We start from the raw sequence: 20891 nt of genomic DNA on the forward strand, positions 1-20891 counted from the left end.
TTTTGAACTTAGGTAAATGTCGGTTATTACTAATAATATACCTTGGTAGAGACCGTAAAGTATATAATGTAGTTCAAAACCGTGCCAAATACCCATTGTTCCCATGGTAATTAAAAAGGCTACTCTTGTAGCAAGTTTTCTACTTTTAAAGTTACCGTTTCTTAAATTATTTAGTAAAAATCTACTAAAAATATAGTCGCTAAACCATTTTGATAGGGATATATGCCATCTGTCCCAAAATTCCTTCATATTTTTTGCCAGGAAGGGTTTATTAAAGTTTTCAGGAGCCTTAACTCCTAAGAAATAACTTGTTCCTATGGCGAAGTTTGAATAACCGGCAAAATCAAAGAACAAGTAGAGTGTATAGGCATACATATATATAATTGTGCTTAAAAAAGCATAATTTTTAGGTAGATAATGTAAATTTTCCAATATACGTTCATTAATAAAAGAAGCTATGGCAAATTTATAAAGTATTCCCATAACAATCTTTTTAAATCCCTCTATTAAATAATCATTAACATAAGTTACATTATTTATTTCACTATTGATTTCTTTAAAAAATCTTCTTTGCCTGTCAATAGGTCCGGAAGAAATTGTTGGGAAAAAAGTTATAAAATAAAAAATATCCAGTATATTTTTATTTTTGAAATTACCATCTTTTGTATCAATAATAATTTGCCAAACTCTGAAACTCAAATATGAAATACCAATAAAGCCAATAGGAGGCATTTTCACATGAGGTGATAGTTTTACTAAAAATAAAGGTAATATACTTAAGGTAAGAACAAGATAATAAATATATTTATTTTTATTGTTCTTCCAATAATTTGTAAAAAATATTATTAATACAAATTGGTAAACTAAGTAAAGAATAAATTGTATTAAATTTATATAGGTTTTAATATTCCAGGATAAATCCATATTGTCTACAAATATTAAGAATAGACAGGGAAGGGATACTAAAAATCCGTAATATTTAATTTTTTTACCTAAAATACCTAAAATAATAGCCGGCAGTAGAAGTATAAAATAGACATACAGGGAAAAGAAATCACCAAATTGTGTTATCATTAACTAAAATCCTCCAATAATTTCTTTCTATCTATTTTTCCATTAATATTTAATGGGAATTTATCCACTGCTATTATTTTTTTAGGAATCATGTAACTAGGTATGGATTTTTTTAATTTATTCTTAATGTCTATATTTAATTTTAAGCCTTGTAAATCCGTCTTATTATTTAAAACAACAAAAGAAGTTAAATGAGTTACTTTATCATCTTTATAAACAGGAATAGTAATAGAGTTATCTATATAGTCAATATTTCTAATATTATTTGTAATATCGTCTAATTCAATTCTATAACCGTGTAGCTTTACTTGGAAATCCTTCCTTTCTTTAAAATAGTACAAATTTCCTTTTTTATAGACAATATCACCTGTTCTATAGGCCATTTTATTATCTTCTGTTGTAAAGAATTTTTCTTTAGTAAGTTCAGGATTTTTATAATAACCCTGACTAACACTGTCACCGGTACAAATTAACTCACCATCGGTATTATCATCATCGATTATTTTACCGTCTTTTTCAATATAAAATCCAATATTTTCTCCAGGATAGCCAATTGGTAAGGAGTCTTCTGCAAGTAGATCCTCGTCTTTAATATAGCAGGCAGAAACTCCGCAAGTTGCTTCAGTAGGGCCGTATCCGTTAATAATTTCAACATCTTTAAACCTTGTATTCAATTGTCTAACTAGGTTTTTAGTTAATACTTCTCCAATGAATATAATTTTCTTTAAATTTGGAAGTAAATCTGAAGAGAATTTTTCATCAAATAAACATAATTCCATCATTGAAGGTGTTGATATCCAAACATTTAAGTTGGAGTTTTTCAAAGTATCAAATAAATAGTTGAAATCTTTAAGCATTTCTTTATCAATTGCAACTAAGGTAGCTCCAAGAGAAAAATATAGATGCACTGCTATAACAGATAGGTCAAAGGAGTAAGGTGCTTGGTCAAGAACATAGTAGTCGCCATTTCCAAATTCACAATATTCTTTAAACCAATGATTAAAGGTTTCTATATTTCTTTTTGAAATTGGCACTCCTTTAGGCTCACCGGTGCTACCTGATGTAAATAATATATAGGCAATGTCATCATCTTTAATCCAACTGTCCTGACTAATTGTAGCCTTTGGATTTTCTTTTAGTATATTGTTTAGGTCATCTTTATTTATTTCAACATAGTTGTTATTTAATTTATTTTTAGAAAAATTAAATATTAAATTACCATTTAATCTATTCATTATTTTACTTACTCTATTTTCCGGGAAAGTAATATCTATTGGAGAATAAGACCTACCTGCCTTTAAACTTGAAACAGCAGTTAAAAGCATTTCACTTTCCTTATTTCCATAAATAGCAACTGTTGAATTATCTTCTGTATTATTTTTTATATAATTAGCTAATATTTCCGACTTATTCCATAAATCCTTAAAAGTAATATTGTCATTACCATGGTTAATTGCTAATTTATCACTGTTTTTTAATTTAAATAATTCGTCTAATATCCACATAATAACTCCCTTTTAAAATTTCTTTCTGTATTATACCATAGTAAAGCTTGTAAAGTATTGAAATTTTAAAATTGTAATGATTTTGTAATATATGGAAAAGAAAAATGCATCTATAGGTAAATTTATAGATGCATTTCTTTTTAAATATCGACTTTTTTATTAAGCATATGAACTGTAAACATATATAGTAGTACAGTGATTATTATTTCAATAATGAAAAAACCAAGGTTGAGATTTATATAATTAGTAGGCTCAAACACTGAATTAGCAAGTGAAATGTAGTCTAGTTTAGAAATTGATAGACTTTTTCCTATTGATAAATAATAGGGAATAGCTATTGAAGTTACCATAGAAATGAGACTTTCGATTATTCCCCAAATAATATATACTAAAACCCAAATATAACCATTTCTACTATTCTTAAAAAATGCTTTTGTAAAAGTTATACAAAAGTATACAGCTATTAATGAAGCAAAAAACGAATATATATAGTGTAATATTAAGAAAATATTTGAGCCTAATCCTACATTAAAGTAGCTCCAAGCTTCTTTAAGAGCCATAACAATATCGGTTATATATTCATTAAGGAAAATACCGTAAATAAGTAAATTTACAATTACGGTTACTATAGCCATTAAAACTGACCAAATAAATACATTTAAAATCTTAGCATTTAATAATTGTGACCCATTTATAGGTAGACTGAATTTCAAATAGGCACTGTCTGTATAAAGATCTTTTCTAAAGGAACTAATAACCATAAATATAAAGCCTACAAAAACTGCTATAAATAAGCCAAAGACAAGTAATGATGATAAGCCCATTGAAATTGCACTAAATTCCGACATATTGTTTTCATTGATTTTAGTAGCTCTAATAATTGTAAAGGCTAAACTTAAAGAGGCAATAATTATTCCTAATATTATATATAAAAAATATTTTGAACTTTCCTTAAGTTCATATTTTAATAATTTAGTCATTATATACACCTCCAAATATTTCTTTATATTTTTCATCTATAGATATTCCGCTTTGAGTTCTTATATTTTCGGCAATATCATATTCAATGATTTTTCCATTACTAATAAAAGCAACTTCATCAAAAATATTCTCTATATCTCTAACTAAATGAGTTGAGATTATCATTGTACTTTCCGGTTCAATATTATCTATAATAGCGTTTAGAATTTCATCTCTTGCTACAGGGTCGACTCCTGCAATTGGCTCATCAAGAATATACAATTTTGCCTTTCTAGCTAATATTAATGATAGATGTAATTTTTCAACCATACCCTTTGATAGGGATTTAATTTTAGAATCTTCATTTAAAGCTAGTGAATTTAAGATGTTTTTACATTTACTAGTATTAAAATCTTCGAAAAAGTCTTCGAAAAATTTAATGCTGTCGGAAATTTTATTAAAGTTATTTAAAATACTTCTATCAGGTAAATATGATACATAGGCTTTTGTAATAGGACCGGGAGCTTCACCATCTATTAGGACTTCACCTGAATAAGAACGTAATAAGCCGGCTAAAATTTTTATTAATGTTGTTTTTCCTGAGCCGTTAGGACCTAATAAACCAACGACTGTACCGTTTTTTAACTCTAGATTTAAATTGTCTAGGGCTAGGTTGTTATTATATTTTTTAGTTAGATTAGAAATTTGTACAATACTATTCATTTTCTTTCCATCCTTCTTCAATTAATTTTATACTTTCATATTTTGTTAAACCCAGTTTTTGAATTTCATTTAAAAAATTACTTAGTATTTCTTTTGCTTTTTCTTCTTTTAAATTATTTACAATATCCGGGTCTGAAGTAACAAAATTTCCTAGTCCTCTTTTAGCATATATTACATTTTCTCTTTCCAGTTCACTGTAACTTCTTTGAACAGTATTTGGATTTACCTTTAAAGTAGATGCTATTTCTCGAACAGAAGGGACTTTTTCATCTATTTTTAATTCTCCGCGAATGATTTGGTACTTTATATAATCCATTATTTGGACATATATTGGTTGGAAATCATTAAATTTCATAAATATCTCCTTTCTATAATGTACTAACTCAATAATACATTATAGTTTGACTTTAGTCAATAGAAACATAGAGATTGTTTATATCTTTGTTAAAGTCGGTATACACCTTTATTCCGGAGCTAATAAGCTCCTTAATATATTTAATAATTTCTTCACTTATTATATCGCCCTTTTTTAAGTAAACACTTCCAGGAGGATAGATAATAATATTTTCATTTAATTTTCTACCGGCAGATTTATTTAAGGCAACAAAATGTTGCTGACTATTATTTTTATCTTCTGTGTCTTTAACTGTATTATTGTTTGTAGTAGTATCTGGCTTAAATTTTTTTAAAATCTTAGAAAGATATTCTAAATCCTCTTTTGTGTCCTCTGTAGTAGTAATTAGAACTAAAATATTTTTACTTATCATTTCAAGATAAATATTATTTTCTTCCAGATAATTTTGTACATTAGAAGCTGGTATTTTAGTTTCAAGTATAATTCTTGTAAAATCCTTATTAACATAGTCAGGTAGGTTAGGAATTTTAATCCATGGTAAATTTTCAATGGATTTTTCAAAATCTTTAATATAGTTTTTTAAATTATTTAATTTTTCCTTTCCACAGGATTCCATATAGGCCCTACTAATATCAATAGAGGCCATTAATAAATATGATGGGGAAGAAGATTGAAGTTTTTCTATCATATTTAAAACTTTTTTTATATTTAATTCACTTAAGTTATAGTTAAAATTTATTACTGAACTTTGAGTTAAGGCAGGAAGGGTTTTATGAAAGGAGTTAACAGAAATATGGGCACCGGATTTTAAAGCATTTACTGGTAAATCGGAATGATAATTTAAATGGGAGCCATGGGCTTCATCAACTAGTAGGATAATTTCATTTTCACTACAATATTTTGCTAGTTTTTCAATGTTGGAACAAAGTCCATAATAATTTGGTCTTGAAAAAACTACCATTTTAATATTTTTATTTCTTTTTAATTCATTAATAATAATATCTTCATCAATAGGTAGGACTAAACCAGAATCATAAATTATATTTTCAAGAATTATAGGGTTTAATTTATTTAACTCAATAGCACTATAAACTGACTTATGGCAATCTTTAGAAATTAAAATACTGTCCTTATTATTAGTTAGTGCCATAATAGATGCTAAAATTCCTACTGTTGTACCATTAGTTAAATAGAAACTGTATTTAGACATTCTTTCTTTTGTCAGTAAGTCCATACCTTCTTTTAAAATCTCCTTAGAATTATATAGGTCATCTGTACCATTAATTTCAGTAAAGTCTAAAGACAGTAAATTTTTGTAGATAGTCTTATATAATTCTGAAAATTTTCCCTTATGGCCAGGCATATGGAAACGGACTTTATCTTTTTTAGACATAGACAAAAGCCCCTGTAAAACAGGGGACTTTATATTTTTCATTATATTGATTCTCCTTGCATCATTTTTGCAACTTCAACCATAATTGCACATTCTGTTCTTTTCTTTTGCATTTCGCAGCCAACTTCATACGGCTTCATAATATCGCCATTAAAATTATAGGCATTAGCATGACAACCGCCGGAACAATAGAACTTGTTCCAACAATTTTTACAATCCTCTTTTGAAAAAACATGACAATTTAAAAATTCATCTTGCATTTCTCTAGGAAGTTCAACTTTTTCATCTAAAATATTTGCCATTTTGAATTTTTCATTACCAACAAATTGGTGACAAGGATAAATATCTCCTTCAGGAGTTACTGCTACATATTCACAGCCGGCACCACAGCCGGACATTCTTTTTATAATACAAGGACCTTGGGTTAAATCCACCATAAAATGGAAGAATTTAAAGGGATCACCTGCAACTTGTGCTTTAGCATAATCAATAGCTAAATTTTCATATTCCTGTAAAATAGTAGGAAGATCTTCTTCCCTTATAGCATATTCGTTGTAATCGGCATCAACAACAGGCTCAACTGAAGCTAAATCGAATCCTAAATCCTTAAAGAGTTTAACGTCTTTTGAAAAATCTAAATTCTTTCTAGTAAATGTACCTCTTACATAGTAGTACTTATTTTTTCTTCCTTGAATTAGTTTTTGGTATTTAGGAACTATAATATCGTAAGTGCCCTTGTCATTAATAGTTGGACGCATTTCATCGTTTATTTCTTTTCTTCCGTCTAAACTAAGAACAACATTGTGCATATGTCTATTAATATAGTCGATTTTATCATCATCTAATAAGATGCCATTAGTTGTTATTGTAAATCTGAAATATTTATTGTTTTTTTCTGCTATTTCATTGCCGTATTCCACTAACTCCTTAACTAAATCAAAATCCATTAGTGGTTCGCCACCAAAGAAGTCCACTTCTAAGGCTTTTCTACTGCCTGAATTAGCAACTAAATAGTCTAAAGCTTTTTTACCAACTTCTGATGACATATAGGCTTTATGTCCACCAAAATCTCCTTGAGAGGCAAAACAGTATTTACATTTTAAATTACAGTCATGTACTACATGTAGACACATAGCCTTAAGTACAGGTTCTCTTTTTTCAAATTCCTCTATATTTAGATAATCATCGGAAGTAAAAAGTAAACCTTGATTTTCCATTTCCTGAATTTCATCATAGGCTTCAGCCACTTTTTCTTTTGGATAATTATTTAATATTGAAATTATTTCTTCTTTTGTATTTGTTTTATAATAATCTAAAATATCATAACTAATATCGTCTACTACATGTACAGCGCCACCATAAATGTCTAGTACTATATTATAGTTATTCATTTTATATTTATGAATCATAAGGTCTCCTTAGTTTGTTAAAAGAATAATATTATATTCTAAAGTAGATTTTAACAATAAAAAAGAGCTATATAGCTCTTTTTTATTATCTATTTTCGTTTTCGCATTCTTGGTTTCCAACAGTACAAGATGTTTTACATGCTGATTGACAAGAAGTTTGACATTCACCACATCCACCTGTACATGCTGATTCTTTCAAAGAATTGCCTGCTAATGTTTTAATGTGTTTTTTCATAATTATGTACCTCCATAAAATATACACCTTATTATATCATAGATATTGTAATAGTAACAACAATAGAAGAAGATTAATATTAAAATTCTTCTATTATTGTTCCTTCATTATCTATTTCTAAATCCTTAATTTCCCAATTATTTGCTAAAGTATTTAAATATTTTTCGATTTTTTTATTAAAATCCTTGTCCTCTATATCTCTAAAAACCATTATAGTAGGTCCTGCTCCACTTAAATATGCAGCAAAGGCACCTAAATCATAGGACATAGAAACTATATCATAAAAATTATTAACAAGTGGTGCTCTGTAGTCCTGGTGGAGTTTGTCCTTAAAATAATATTTTAAATTTTCAAACTCTCCCTTTCTTAGGCAATCAACCATAAATAAGCAGTGGGACATATTGAAAACAGCATCTTCCATTGTAACTTTTTCAGGTAAAACCTCTCTGGCTAATTTTGTTCTAACGGCAAAGTCAGGAATTAGGGCAGTACATTTCATACCTGATGGAATATTCATTTTCTTATATCGAATTTCTCCGTCCTGCTTAATGGACATGGAAAGACCACCAAAAAATTGACTTGTTATATTATCACAATGACCTTCAATTTCAATAGCTTTTTTATAAATCTCATATTCGGTCATTTTATTTCCAAGAAAATAATTTGCAGCTATAACACCTGCTAATATACAGGAAGCTGACGTACCTAAACCACCGGACATGGGAATATCGCTTCCTGTATATATTTTTAAGGTAGGTGGCTTTTCGTTAAAATCATCATATACTTGCTTAATAGTTGTATATACTAAATTATTTTCATTACTAAATTCCTCGTAATCACTAATAATTTCTAGTTTATTACTTTCTTCAAAAGTAAATACATTGTAGAGCTTAAAGGAAAGAGCCAAAACATCAAAGCCTGGACCTAAATTTGCACTTGAAGCAGGAACTGATATTTTAAGCATTATTAGCATCTCCTATAAATTTTTTTATATTATTAAGAATATCTTCTTTTTTACTATATTCATCAAATCTAATTTTTTTATTCTTTAATGAACTTAGATTTTTAGGTGCAGGAACTGAAGTTATTTCCTGTAGTTTATTCATAATTTCAAAATCATTTAAATTATTTGTATCAACTTCTAAGGCTTTTAAAATATCCTTTGAGAATTTATAAGGTGAAGCTGTAGAGTCGATTAATGTTTTAGTTCTGTCATTTGTTTCCTTTAGGTATTTGTCATAGGCAACAGATGCAACAGCAGTATGGGTGTCAATTAAATATTTTTCATTTAATAGAGTAGTTAGTATTTTTTCATTTACTTCTTTTTCATTGGCGTAATAAGCCTTCATAAAATCCATAATGTTTAAAATACTCCTATCTATTTCATAACGACCATCTTCCTTAAGTTCCTCCATTAAAGTAGAAACAAGGCTAGTGTTTTCACCGGACATATGATATAAGAATCTTTCTACATTTGAAGATACTAAAACATCCATAGATGGAGAAGTAGTTAAAATCAAATCATTATTTTTATCATAAACACCTTTATTAATAAAATCTGTAAGAACATTATTGTCATTTGATGCACATATTAGTTTATTTACAGGTAGGCCCATTTCCTTAGCATAATAAGCAGCCAAAATGTTTCCGAAGTTTCCTGTAGGTACTACAATATTAATTTTTTCGTCGTTTTTTATTTCTCCAAATTTTAATAAATTAATATAGGAGCTGTAATAATAAACTATTTGAGGTAATAATCTACCAACATTTATAGAATTGGCAGAAGATAACTGGATTTTATTTTCATTTAATTCTTTATTAAATTCTTTATTTGCAAAAATATTTTTAACTGTAGTTTGGCAATCGTCAAAATTACCAACAACACCTAAAACATAGGTATTATTTCCCTCTTGAGTTTGCATTTGTAGTTTTTGTATTGAACTTACGCCATCTTGAGGGTAAAGTACAGCTATTCTAATGTTTTCTACGTCCTTAAATCCCTCTAAAGCTGCTTTACCAGTATCTCCACTTGTTGCAACAAGAATAACAATATTATCAAACTCATCTGATGTTTTTAATGCAGTTTGAATAAAGTAAGGAAAAATTGAAAGAGCCATATCTTTAAAGGCAGAAGTTCTTCCATGATATAATTCTACAAAATACCTGTCGCTGGTTTTTCTTATTGGTGCAATATAAGGATCCGAAAAATTAGTTGAATTATAGGCCCCATTAACACAGGTAGACAATTCTTCCGGTGTAAAGTCTGTAAAGAATTTACCTAAAATATAGTAGGCTAGGTCCTTGTATTGCATATCCATCATATGATTAATACTTCCTAATTTTGGAAATTCCTCAGGAATAAATAATCCACCTTCATCGGATATACCCTTTAATAAAGCTTTCTTCGAGTCTATATAAACATTTGAATCACGAGTACTTTTAAATTTCATGTTATTCCCCCTAAAATCGTATATATTTAACCATTATACCATGATGTAGTATTTTGTTAAATAGAAAGAAAATAAAAAAGCCATTGATTATTCAATGACTTTTGATGTTTTATCCTTATTTCTTAAAGAATTAAAAACGGTAATAAGTAAAATCAATATTATCCAAATAAACTTGTTGTCAAAAATTCCAAATCTTGAACTTGTCATAATATCTCCAAGAATAACGATGGAAAGTGTGAATATAAAGAATACATCTACAAAAGATCTCTTTATTAATTTAAACAAATATACTAAAATCGACAACATACACAACATTGTTATTCCTAATAAAATTATTCCACCGTTTAATAGGTCAACTAAGAGAAAATTATGAGGGTCAACGGTATTTGGTGCTAAATTTTTCCAATATATTCTATCTAAAATAGCCTTGTTTTCTGGTTGGTTATAAATATCTAGATTGCTAGAAGCTCCCTTTCCTATTATTTTATTCAATGTTGGATATTCTTTATAGGAGTTTTTTGCTATTTTCCAGATTACTGTTCTTTTTTCCATTGAATGTTCATCGGTAAGAATATCATCTGCTCCTCTGTTAACAACTAATCCGTCTCCAGTTTGATCTTGAGTAATTTTAGTTGTTCTTTCAGTTGTTAAATATTCATAAGAAAAAACTATGAAATTACTAATTAAAAATGTAATAAGAATAGTTATTCCTAATTTAATCAGAGATTTAAGATAAAATTTTTTATCTATTTTTCCACTTTCCTTATTTTTTAATTTTATATAAGTATCAAAAACGCCGTATAAACAAAAAAGAATTAATACTACACTCATCATTTTTGTAGTTCGTCTTGACAAGGTTAAAAATATTGTCGGCGTACAGATAATTGAAGAAATAGCTAAGGCCAAATTTCTTTTATTAAGATTCTTACTAATTCTAAAAATCAAGTATATCAGCGTAATATAGCTAAAAAACAATAACATACCAAATTTATTATAGTCTTGGATAAGTGAAAGTCTTCTTGCATAGAAGGTTGTCTTAAATATAATCATATAGGCCCAAGTATATAATGATATTATAATTGATGGTGCGCTTAAAAAATATAGTAATAAATTAACTGTATCATTGTTATCTTTTTTTGATTTATTTAAATATAGCACATAAAAAAAGATTATAGCAACCATTGAAATAATTGTTACATATTTAGTCAAGGCTACAGATTTATTATTTGTATATAGTAGACTTATTAAATCAAATGCTATATAGGCTACTATTAAGATAATCAGTATTTTTATCTCTTTTAGTTGGTTTTTAACAGAATCCAAAGAATGTAAAAACATATTTTTAGGATTTTTTAAAAATGCTATAAGAAACATAATTCCTGTAATTAGTAAAGTAATTTTATAAGGAGTAATAAAACTATATATTTTTAAATTAACTCCGGTTTCAGTTATTACAAACATAATTGTTAATAGAACCATGCTAGTAAATAAATGTAAATATTTTTTGTTGTTTAATAAATTTTTTTCCATTGTGTTAGCCTCAATTCTATTGTAATTCTTTTGGTATTCCAAATTCTTTTAAAATATTAAATTGCTCAGAATCAATTTCAAAACGAATAGAAAATTTATCGTTACCCTTTTCTAAAGTTAGAGCAAAAATAAATTTATTTGCATATAAATCGTTACTTAGTACATTATAATTTATTAAAACATGTTCATTATCCCATTTGGTTTCAATAATATCCTTATAGCTTAATATACCTGATTCATCTATATAATCATTTATTTTCAAATCTTCCACAACGGTTTTTACGTTATTATCAATTGAATTAAATTCTTCCTTAAAAACATAATTTTCATCTATTTCATTAACTTCAACAAAAGTTGAGAAACCACGTAGTAGTTTAATCAAATCCTTGTAGTCAACTAACTCTGTAGTCTTACCATAATATTTCTCAAAAGGATTGAAACTTTCTATGATTCCTTCATCATCGACTATATTATTTTCTGATATAACAATATCATTGTCTATATTTTTTATATAGTTAACAAATAAATCATTATTAAGAGAGTAACTATCTGTTAAAAAATAATTCTTTGAGCTATCATCCTTGTACATAATCTCCATTCTTTGGCCGTGTTTATATCTTTCTAGAGGAGGAGCAGGCTTTTCTTCTTCTTTTTCTTCTTTTTCTATATTAAACAAATTATCTATATAGCTTTTAAAGAAAGAATCTTCTTCTTTTTTCATTTTTTCTTCTACTTCACTTTTAGAAATAGTGAAATTATTTTTTTGTATATAGTTATCTATTTTTGTACTTTTATCTTCTAATAATGCAAATAATTGGTCGTTGTCTAATCCTGAATTAGGCTTTGATATTTGTATTAAGAACACAGTAATTAATGTACCAATTAGTAAAGTCCATTTATATTTTTTCAAAATTACCTCCATAATTATTTATAATTCTATATCTTAATAAGTTTACACTATTTTTTTTTAAGTAACAAGTTATAATAAATATAGGGAAAAGGAGTAGAAGATGAAAATTTTAATTACAACAGCCAAGGAAATGAAATTAGCAAGCAGCCTTATAGATATAGATAGACCTTTGATTTTTGAAAGTAAGTACAATGCAGTAGCCAGTAGACTAAAAAAATATTCAGTAGAGGATTTAGAAAAACTCTATAAGGTAAAAAGGGAAGTTGCAGAAAAGAATTTTAATTTATGGCAAAATATTGAAAGTAATAATAAATACACAGCCCTAGAACTTTTCAATGGATTAATGTATCGTTATATAGAATATGAAAAGCTAGATGAGAAATCACAAAATTATCTAGATGATAATTTAAGAATAATATCATCTCTTTATGGACTTATTAAACCTTTTGATAAAATAGCAGAACATAGGTTGGATTTTAGTAAAAATATAGAAATTACTAATAAAATTAAATTGGTGGATTATTGGAAAGAGGATATATCTAAGTACTTACTAAAAGAAGATAGTATTTTTATAAATCTGCTTTCTGATGAGTTTAATAAGGTATTAAATAAGGAAGTTTTAGAAAAGTCCATATTTATAAAGTTCAGGGAAATAAGTAATGGAAAACTTAAAACCCATTCTACAATTTCTAAAAAGGGTCGAGGTTCTTTTATAAAATACATGGCGGATATAAAAGCAAGTAAGGTAGAAGATTTATTCCTATTTGATTATGATGGATATAAATACGATGGGAATAATTCAAATAATAGGGAATTAATTTTTGTTAAAAATAAAAATAAATAAATGTTTTTAACTAAAGTATTGACAAATATCCCTTTACTTATTAGAATATCTATAATTGAAAGTCTTTGAAATGGAAAGTAATGTTTTTTGAATTTTAGCGAGTTGGAATAGAGTGAAAGTCCAATAAGGAGAAAAATATGAAAGTAGGACCATGGAGATGGTATTGTGAATAGTTAGCAGTACCCGTAAAGTTCCCGTTAAACTTAAGTGGATGTACTATATACATCAATAGGAGTGGTACCGCGGATATTTTCGTCTCTTTTTCTAGTTTGACTAGAGAAAGGGGCTTTTTTTAATCTGACTTAGTTTTTAGATATAAGAAAGATTAAAAGGCGAAAGTTGTTTAGTCTTAAAACTATTAAAAGTAAAGACAGTATTATATAAATTAGGAGGATTATAATGACAAAAATAAATAAAGAGGATATTAAGAAGGTTGTTTTAGCCTATTCAGGAGGCTTGGATACTTCAATAATAATTTCATGGTTAAAAGAAAATTACGATTGTGAAGTTATTGCTGTTGTTGGAAATGTAGGACAGGAAGATGAATTAGAAGGTTTAGAAGAGAAGGCTATTGCATCTGGTGCTTCTAAAATTTATATAGAGGATTTAATTGACGAGTTTGTAGATGACTATGTTTTCGAAACCTTAAAAGCCGGTGCAAAATACGAAGGAAGATATTTACTGGGAACTGCTTTTGCAAGACCTGTTATTGCTAAGAGATTAGTGGAAATTGCTCATGAGGAAAATGCAGACGCTATAGTTCATGGCTGTACTGGAAAAGGAAATGACCAGGTTCGTTTTGAACTTACAGTAAAGGCTTTCGATCCAGATTTACCAGTAATAGCTCCATGGAGAACTTGGGAAATTAAGTCCCGTGAAGATGAAATTGAATATGCAAAGGCTAGAAATATACCTTTACCTATGGAAAAAGACGAATTTTATTCAGAAGATAGAAATATTTGGCATATTTCCCATGAAGGATTAGACTTAGAATATCCTGACACTGAGCCAAACTATGACAAGGTTTTAAAACTTTCAGTATCACCGGAAAAAGCTCCAGACAAGCCAACATATGTAACTATTAGATTTGACAAGGGAGTTCCAGTAGCTGTTAATGGAGAGTATATGAAAGGATCCGATATTATTAGATATCTTAATAAAGTTGGTGGAGAAAACGGAATAGGTATAGATGATATTGTAGAAAACAGATTAGTTGGTATGAAGGTTAGAGGGGTTTATGAAAATGCAGGTGGTAGAATTTTATATACTGCCCATGAAATCTTAGAATCCTTAACTTTAGATAGGGACACTATGCATTACAAGGACAAAGTAGCTGTAGAATTTGCTTCATTGGTTTATAACGGATTATGGTTTACAACATTAAGAGAAGCCTTATCTGCATTTGTAAATAAAACTCAAGAAACGGTAACCGGGGATGTTAAATTAAAATTATATAAGGGAAATGTAATTAACGCAGGAGTAACTTCCCCTTACACATTATATGATGAGGAATATGCAACATTTGGTGAAGATGGAGTTTATGATCAAACAGATAGCCAAGGCTTTGTAAATCTATATGCTCTACCAATAAAAGTTCAAGCTATGATGAAGAAAAAAGTAAAAGAGAAAAAAGAACAAGGTAAATAATAATGAAGATGTGGAGTGGTCGATTTAAAAAAGAGCTAGATAGTTTAGCAAATGACTTTAATTCATCTATATCCGTAGATTATAAAATGTATAGAGAGGATATTGAAGGCTCAATAGCTCATGCTACTATGCTTGAAAAAGTCGACATAATAACAAAAGAAGATTTAAATAAAATTGTAGAAGGTCTTAATTCCATTTTAAAGGATATTGATTCAAATAAATTGGAATTTAATCCTAATGCAGAAGATATTCATATGTTTAATGAAGAGGAACTTACAAAACGAATTGGAGATTCAGGTAAAAAACTTCATACAGCAAGGTCAAGAAATGACCAGGTAGCCTTAGACATAAGAATGTATTTAAAAAATAAAATTAAGCTTATTCTTGAAGATATTAATAAACTTATTGACACTTTAATAGATATGGCAGAAGAAAATCTTAATACAGTTATGCCAGGTTATACTCATTTGCAAGTGGCACAGCCTGTTACCTTTGCCCATCATATTATGGCCTATGTACAGATGTTAGTAAGGGATATTACTAGATTTAAAGACTGTTATAGGAGAATGAATGAAAATCCTTTAGGTAGTGGTGCCTTAGCAACTACAACATATCCTATTGATAGATTTATGACTACTGAACTACTGGGATTTGATATTCCAACTAGAAATAGTTTAGATTCAGTTTCAGACAGGGATTTTATTGTAGAATTAAATTTTGATATTTCCATGGTAATGTTACATCTTTCAAGATTTTCGGAAGAAATAATTCTATGGGCAAGTCAAGAATTTAAATTTATAGAATTAGATGACAGTTATTCAACAGGCTCATCTATAATGCCACAAAAGAAAAATCCCGACATGGCAGAACTTGTAAGAGGAAAAAGTTCAAGGGTCTTTGGAAATTTAATGGCAACTTTAAACATGATTAAGGCACTGCCTTTAGCATATAATAAGGATATGCAGGAGGATAAGGAAAACATATTTGATTCTATAGAAACTTTAGAAATTTGCCTTTTAGTTTTTGAAGGAATGATGAGAACTTTAAAGGTAAATAAGGAAAATATGAGAGAAAAAGCTAAAAAGGGTTTTATTAATGCAACGGATTTAGCGGACTATCTTGTGAAAAAGGGAATGGCTTTTAGGGATGCTTATAAAATAACCGGACAGCTTGTAGGCTATTGTGTAGATGAAAATAAATCTTTGGAAGAATTAACTATAGAAGAATTTAAAAATTCCTCTGAACTTTTTGATGAAGATGTATATAAATATATTGATTTAGATTATATATTAGCTCAAAGAAAAGTTTATGGTGGACCAAGTCCTGAAGCGGTAAAAATTCAAATTAAGGATACAAAAGAATATATAGGAAGTATTTAATGAAATCTTCCTTCGTATTAACCTATAATTAGGATATAATGATTATAATTGTTAATATGAAGGAGGATTTTTTTGAATAAGAAGTTTTTTAATAGGGTCATATTTTGGATTTTACTGTTAACTTTTACTTCTGGCTACGCCAATGTTTTATCTATTTTTAGGCTAGGAACTCCAACTACTCATATGACCGGTAATTTAAGTAATATTTCATTTTCTATATTTGAGCTTGATTTTAAAAAAGCAGCAATACTATTTACTATTGTACTGCTATTTTTACTTGGAGGAATAATTTCAGGCTATATTTTTAATAATAGAAGTTTTGGTAAGGGGAAAAGTTATGGAGTCTTTTTAATAGTTATAGGAATTTTACTTGGTATGGCTGAATACATAATAGGTGAAAAATATATTATTACAGCAATTATTGCCTTAACAAGTGGTACTCAAAACGGCTTAAATATAGCCTATAATGAAATAACCATAAGAACGACTCATATGACAGGCTATTTATCGGACATAGGAAGATTAATAGGCATAAAATTAAATGGGAGAAAAATAGAAACAAGTAAGTTATTGTATTTGATTTCAGCTGTAGTTATATATTTTCTAGGTGGTGCAGCAGCTGTATTTATTTCTTTACCAGATCATGGTCATAATTTTTATGAAATATCTTTCCTATATATAATAGCTGGTTTTTTATATTTAAAACTTATATATAATAAGGATGGAAAATAATTATAGAGATTTTTTAAAAAATAAATAGAAAAAACATTAAAGAAATGTGAAAAAGACTTGCATTTCTTTTTATGTTTGTATATAATGTATGAGTGCCTAAAATAGGAAAAAGCGTTGAAACGAGAGGTTGCTGAGGTTTTCAGGGGAATTTTCGTGGAGTATGTCTGATAGGATTCAGGCGAAAGATTACTTATTGACCGAAAGGTCAAATAAAAAATGAGGCACGATACACCCGGCAAGGTGTATGGACATAAGTAATCCGACGCTTCCTGAAATTATTGAGGAGGTGCCGAGATGGCAAAACAAAAAATTAGAATAAGACTAAGAGCGTATGATCATGAATTAATAGATCAATCTGCTCAAAAAATAGTGGAAGCTACAAAAAGAACTGGAGCAGAAATTTCCGGTCCAATTCCACTACCAACAGAAAAGGAAATTATTACAATCTTAAGAGCTGTTCACAAGTACAAAGATAGTAGAGAACAATTCGAACAAAGAACACATAAAAGACTAATCGATATTTTAAATCCTAACAAAAACACTTTAGAGGCTTTAAAGAAATTAAATTTACCTGCTGGTGTTGATATCGAGATAAAGTTATAATCTTAGAATGATTGTAAAGAAACAATCCGCTGTAAGTAATTAGGAGGTGTGCTCATGAAGAGTATATTAGGAAAGAAAGTTGGAATGACTCAAATTTTCTTAGAGGATGGAAAGTTAATTCCTGTAACTGTTATAGAAGCGGGACCTATGATAGTTACTCAAGTAAAATCAGTTGAAACTGATGGATATAATGCAATTCAAGTTGGTTATATTGATAAAAAAGAAAGTAAAGTAAACAAACCAATGAAAGGTCACTTTGACAAAGCTGGCGTTGGCTATAAGAAACACCTACAAGAGTTCCTTGTAAATGAAGGTGAAAGCTATGAAGTTGGAGCAGAAATCAAAGTTGATATATTTGAAGAAAATGACAAGGTGGATGTTTTTGGTACTTCTAAAGGTAAGGGTACTCAAGGATCTATTGTAAGACATAATTATGGTAGAGGACCAGAATCACACGGTTCTAAGTCACATAGAGTTGCTGGAGCAAGATCAGCAGGTACTTACCCAGGTCGTGTATTTAAAGGAAGAAAAGGCAGTGGTAAGACAGGTAACGAGAAAGTTACAATTCAAAATCTAACTATTGTTAGAGTAGATGCTGACAAGAATCTTATATTGGTTAAAGGTGCTATTCCAGGACCAAAGGGTGGAATAGTTACAATTAAAGAGTCAGTTAAAGCGTAATAGTTATTTTTAGGAAGGAGGATGAAATATGCCTAATGTTACAGTATATAACCAACTAGGAGAATCAGTTGGAGAAATAGAACTTAATGATGCTATATTTGGCGTAGAAGTAAATGAGCATGTTGTTTACGAAGTAGTAAAAAATCAACTTGCAAATAAAAGACAAGGCACTCAATCTGCAAAAACAAGAGCTGAAGTTAGAGGTGGAGGAAGAAAGCCTTGGAGACAAAAGGGTACAGGACGTGCTCGTCAAGGAAGTACAAGAAGTCCACAATGGACAGGTGGTGGTGTTATATTCGCACCAAAACCAAGAGATTATAGCTATAAAACACCTAAGAAAATTAAAAGATTAGCTATGAAATCAATTTTGACTTCTAAAGTAAATGATGAAGAAATAATTGTTTTAGATAAATTAAGCTTTGATAATATAAGCACTAAGGTTGCTAAGAAAGTTTTAGAAGATGTTAAAGCAGCTAAAAAAGCTTTAATAGTTGTTGATAATAAAGATGATGTAGTTTATAAATCATTTAGAAATTTAGCAGGCGTTGAAGTTGCAGAAGCTAAAAATATAAATGTTTACGATGTTATAAAACATGATTCTTTAGTAGTAACTCAAGATGCTGTTAAGAAAATTGAGGAGGTGTTCGCTTAATGAGATCACCATACGATATAATTATAAAACCTATAATAACTGAAGATTCCATGGATAAAATGGATTTAGGAGTTTATACGTTTAAAGTAGTTAAGGATGCCAATAAGTCTGAAATCAAAAAAGCAGTAGAAACTGTATTTGGTGAAGGCGTAAAAGTAGCAAAGGTAAACACTATGAATGTTGTTGGCAAAATGAAGAGAGTTGGAGCTAACCAAGGTAAAACACCTAATTGGAAGAAAGCTATAGTTAAATTAACTGAAGACTCTAAAACTATTGAATTCTTTGATGGGATATAATTAGGAGGTAAACAACAATGGCTATAAGAAAATACAAACCAACCTCTGCCGGCTTACGTGAAATGAGCGTATTAAGCTTTGAAGAAATAACAAAGACTACACCTGAAAAATCTTTAACTGTAAGTTTAAATAAATCAGGTGGAAGAAATGCACATGGTAGAATTACTAGTCGTCATAGAGGTGGCGGAGCAAAAAGAAGATATAGAATAATAGATTTTAAAAGAGATAAAGATGGAATACCAGCTACTGTAGCATCAATAGAATATGATCCTAACAGAACAGCTAATATTGCATTATTAAACTATGCTGATGGAGAAAAAAGATATATTTTAGCTCCTAACGGACTAAAAGTTGGATACAAAATCGAGTCAGGAGAAAATGCTGACATAATGATAGGTAATGCTTTAAAATTAAAGGATATACCTGTAGGTACAACAGTTCACAACATAGAACTTAAACCTGGAAAAGGCGGTCAATTAGTAAGAACTGCTGGAGCAGAAGCTCAACTAATGGCTAAAGAAGGAAAATATGCACAATTAAGATTACCTTCAGGCGAATTTAGATTAGTTTTACAAGAATGCCGTGCAACTATAGGACAGGTTGGAAACTTAAGTAATGAACTAGTTACTATTGGTAAAGCAGGTCGTTCAAGACATTTAGGAAAAAGACCTCATGTAAGAGGTTCAGCTATGAATCCTGTAGACCATCCACATGGTGGAGGGGAAGGAAAAGCTCCTGTAGGACGTCCAGCACCATCAACTCCTTGGGGTAAACCAGCATTAGGTTTAAAAACTAGAAAGAAAAACAAGAAATCCGATATGTATATCGTAAGAAGAAGAAATAAGTAATAAAGAGGAGGGGTTTTAATGGGTAGATCCGTAAAAAAAGGACCATTTTGTGATGACCATCTTTTTAAGAAGATAGAAGAATTAAACGAGTCTAATAATAAAAAAGTTGTAAAAACTTGGTCTCGTCGTTCTACAATATTTCCACAATTCGTAGGACATACAATAGCTGTACATGACGGTAGAAAGCATTTACCGATTTATATAACTGAAGACATGGTAGGACATAAATTAGGAGAATTTGTTTCTACAAGAACTTACAGAGGACACGCTGGTAAAAGTGAAAAAGGCAGTAAGGTAAGATAACAAAAGGAGGTACAAGAATCATGGAAGCAAAAGCTATAGCAAAATATGAAAGAATTTCACCTCTAAAAGTTAACTTCATCTGTAAGGAAATTAGAGGTAAGAATGTCGATGAGGCACTTGCAATCCTACAATTTACTCCTAAAAAAGGTGCGAGATTGTTAGAAAAGGTATTAAAGTCAGCAATTGCCAATGCTGAACACAACTTTGATTTAGATAGAGATATGTTATATGTATCTGAAGCTTATGCAAATGATGCTCCAGTTATGAAAAGATGGAGACCAAAGGCTAAAGGAGCAGCTTATCCTATTTTAAAGAGATCAAGTCATATTGGTGTTGTTGTAAAGGAAAGAGAATAAGGAGGG

23 protein-coding genes and 1 other annotated feature are annotated in these 20891 nt (G+C 29.1%); of the genes, 11 read left to right on the forward strand and 12 right to left on the reverse strand.

Translation table 11 applies throughout. The annotated features are described in order from the left end of the window. From dltB to WAO56_RS06785, 12 genes are all read right to left on the reverse strand, one after another. Window positions 1-1074, reverse strand: a 1074-nt coding sequence (gene dltB / locus WAO56_RS06730) for a D-alanyl-lipoteichoic acid biosynthesis protein DltB (RefSeq protein ID WP_422144720.1), incomplete at its 3' end; no start/stop codon positions are given. After that, entirely contained in the window at window positions 1074-2579 is a 1506-nt protein-coding gene (gene dltA, locus WAO56_RS06735; protein ID WP_422144721.1) for a D-alanine--poly(phosphoribitol) ligase subunit DltA, read from the reverse strand. The genes dltB and dltA, both read right to left, overlap by 1 nt. 140 nt (window positions 2580-2719) lie before the next feature. Next, window positions 2720-3559, reverse strand: a complete 840-nt coding sequence (locus WAO56_RS06740) for a hypothetical protein (RefSeq protein ID WP_422144722.1) — start codon at window positions 3557-3559, stop codon at window positions 2720-2722. Further along, window positions 3552-4262: an ATP-binding cassette domain-containing protein gene (locus tag WAO56_RS06745; protein ID WP_422144723.1), complete on the reverse strand. Its 711-nt coding sequence runs from the start codon at window positions 4260-4262 to the stop codon at window positions 3552-3554. The genes WAO56_RS06740 and WAO56_RS06745 overlap by 8 nt, the downstream gene beginning before the upstream one ends. Continuing rightward, a complete protein-coding gene (locus tag WAO56_RS06750) occupies window positions 4255-4617 on the reverse strand; it encodes a GntR family transcriptional regulator (protein WP_422144724.1) in 363 nt (120 codons plus the stop codon). Before WAO56_RS06750 ends, WAO56_RS06745 begins: the two co-directional genes overlap by 8 nt. Window positions 4618-4669: 52 nt before the next feature. Further along, entirely contained in the window at window positions 4670-6052 is a 1383-nt protein-coding gene (locus WAO56_RS06755) for an aminotransferase class I/II-fold pyridoxal phosphate-dependent enzyme (protein WP_422144725.1), read from the reverse strand. Further along, window positions 6052-7419: a thioether cross-link-forming SCIFF peptide maturase gene (scfB, locus tag WAO56_RS06760; RefSeq protein WP_422144726.1), complete on the reverse strand. Its 1368-nt coding sequence runs from the start codon at window positions 7417-7419 to the stop codon at window positions 6052-6054. The genes WAO56_RS06755 and scfB overlap by 1 nt, the downstream gene beginning before the upstream one ends. 85 nt (window positions 7420-7504) lie before the next feature. Then, a complete protein-coding gene (scfA, locus tag WAO56_RS06765; protein ID WP_243660067.1) occupies window positions 7505-7654 on the reverse strand; it encodes a six-cysteine ranthipeptide SCIFF in 150 nt (49 codons plus the stop codon). A gap of 79 nt (window positions 7655-7733) precedes the next feature. After that, entirely contained in the window at window positions 7734-8618 is an 885-nt protein-coding gene (thrB, locus tag WAO56_RS06770; protein WP_422144727.1) for a homoserine kinase, read from the reverse strand. Further along, window positions 8611-10104 carry a threonine synthase gene (gene thrC, locus WAO56_RS06775; RefSeq protein WP_422144728.1) on the reverse strand — a complete coding sequence of 498 codons (1494 nt, stop codon included), beginning with the start codon at window positions 10102-10104 and terminating at the stop codon, window positions 8611-8613. Before thrC ends, thrB begins: the two co-directional genes overlap by 8 nt. Before the next feature lie 87 nt (window positions 10105-10191). Further along, window positions 10192-11634 (reverse strand): O-antigen ligase family protein, encoded by a 1443-nt coding sequence (locus WAO56_RS06780; protein WP_422144729.1) that lies wholly within the window; start codon window positions 11632-11634, stop codon window positions 10192-10194. 16 nt (window positions 11635-11650) lie between these two features. Then, window positions 11651-12544 carry a hypothetical protein gene (locus tag WAO56_RS06785; protein WP_422144730.1) on the reverse strand — a complete coding sequence of 298 codons (894 nt, stop codon included), beginning with the start codon at window positions 12542-12544 and terminating at the stop codon, window positions 11651-11653. A gap of 100 nt (window positions 12545-12644) precedes the next feature. Between WAO56_RS06785 and yaaA the strand changes: the two genes are divergently transcribed. The 11 genes from yaaA (at window position 12645) to rplV (ending at window position 20885) form a co-directional block, all read left to right on the forward strand. Further along, entirely contained in the window at window positions 12645-13388 is a 744-nt protein-coding gene (gene yaaA / locus WAO56_RS06790; protein WP_422144731.1) for a peroxide stress protein YaaA, read from the forward strand. 56 nt (window positions 13389-13444) lie between these two features. Beyond that, window positions 13445-13651: a binding site (T-box leader), on the forward strand. A gap of 136 nt (window positions 13652-13787) precedes the next feature. Then, window positions 13788-15035 (forward strand): argininosuccinate synthase, encoded by a 1248-nt coding sequence (locus tag WAO56_RS06795; protein ID WP_422144732.1) that lies wholly within the window; start codon window positions 13788-13790, stop codon window positions 15033-15035. 2 nt (window positions 15036-15037) lie between these two features. Then, the gene (argH, locus tag WAO56_RS06800) at window positions 15038-16414 is read left to right on the forward strand and encodes an argininosuccinate lyase (protein WP_422144733.1); all 1377 of its coding nucleotides are present in this window, start codon (window positions 15038-15040) and stop codon (window positions 16412-16414) included. Between the two features lie 72 nt (window positions 16415-16486). Beyond that, a complete protein-coding gene (locus WAO56_RS06805; protein ID WP_422144734.1) occupies window positions 16487-17146 on the forward strand; it encodes a YoaK family protein in 660 nt (219 codons plus the stop codon). Window positions 17147-17440: 294 nt separating this feature from the next. After that, window positions 17441-17749 (forward strand): 30S ribosomal protein S10, encoded by a 309-nt coding sequence (rpsJ, locus tag WAO56_RS06810; protein ID WP_243660075.1) that lies wholly within the window; start codon window positions 17441-17443, stop codon window positions 17747-17749. Between the two features lie 54 nt (window positions 17750-17803). Further along, window positions 17804-18430 (forward strand): 50S ribosomal protein L3, encoded by a 627-nt coding sequence (gene rplC, locus WAO56_RS06815; protein WP_422144735.1) that lies wholly within the window; start codon window positions 17804-17806, stop codon window positions 18428-18430. 28 nt (window positions 18431-18458) lie between these two features. After that, entirely contained in the window at window positions 18459-19082 is a 624-nt protein-coding gene (rplD, locus tag WAO56_RS06820; protein ID WP_422144736.1) for a 50S ribosomal protein L4, read from the forward strand. After that, window positions 19082-19378 (forward strand): 50S ribosomal protein L23, encoded by a 297-nt coding sequence (gene rplW / locus WAO56_RS06825; RefSeq protein ID WP_422144737.1) that lies wholly within the window; start codon window positions 19082-19084, stop codon window positions 19376-19378. Before rplD ends, rplW begins: the two co-directional genes overlap by 1 nt. A gap of 17 nt (window positions 19379-19395) precedes the next feature. Beyond that, window positions 19396-20226 (forward strand): 50S ribosomal protein L2, encoded by an 831-nt coding sequence (rplB, locus tag WAO56_RS06830; protein WP_422144738.1) that lies wholly within the window; start codon window positions 19396-19398, stop codon window positions 20224-20226. Window positions 20227-20244: 18 nt separating this feature from the next. Beyond that, a complete protein-coding gene (gene rpsS, locus WAO56_RS06835) occupies window positions 20245-20529 on the forward strand; it encodes a 30S ribosomal protein S19 (RefSeq protein WP_422144739.1) in 285 nt (94 codons plus the stop codon). A gap of 20 nt (window positions 20530-20549) precedes the next feature. Beyond that, window positions 20550-20885 (forward strand): 50S ribosomal protein L22, encoded by a 336-nt coding sequence (rplV, locus tag WAO56_RS06840; RefSeq protein WP_243660081.1) that lies wholly within the window; start codon window positions 20550-20552, stop codon window positions 20883-20885. Window positions 20886-20891: the final 6 nt, after the last annotated feature.

Origin of the sequence: Miniphocaeibacter sp. (genome assembly GCF_049276255.1) — a bacterium.
Lineage (GTDB): Bacteria > Bacillota > Clostridia > Tissierellales > Peptoniphilaceae > Miniphocaeibacter.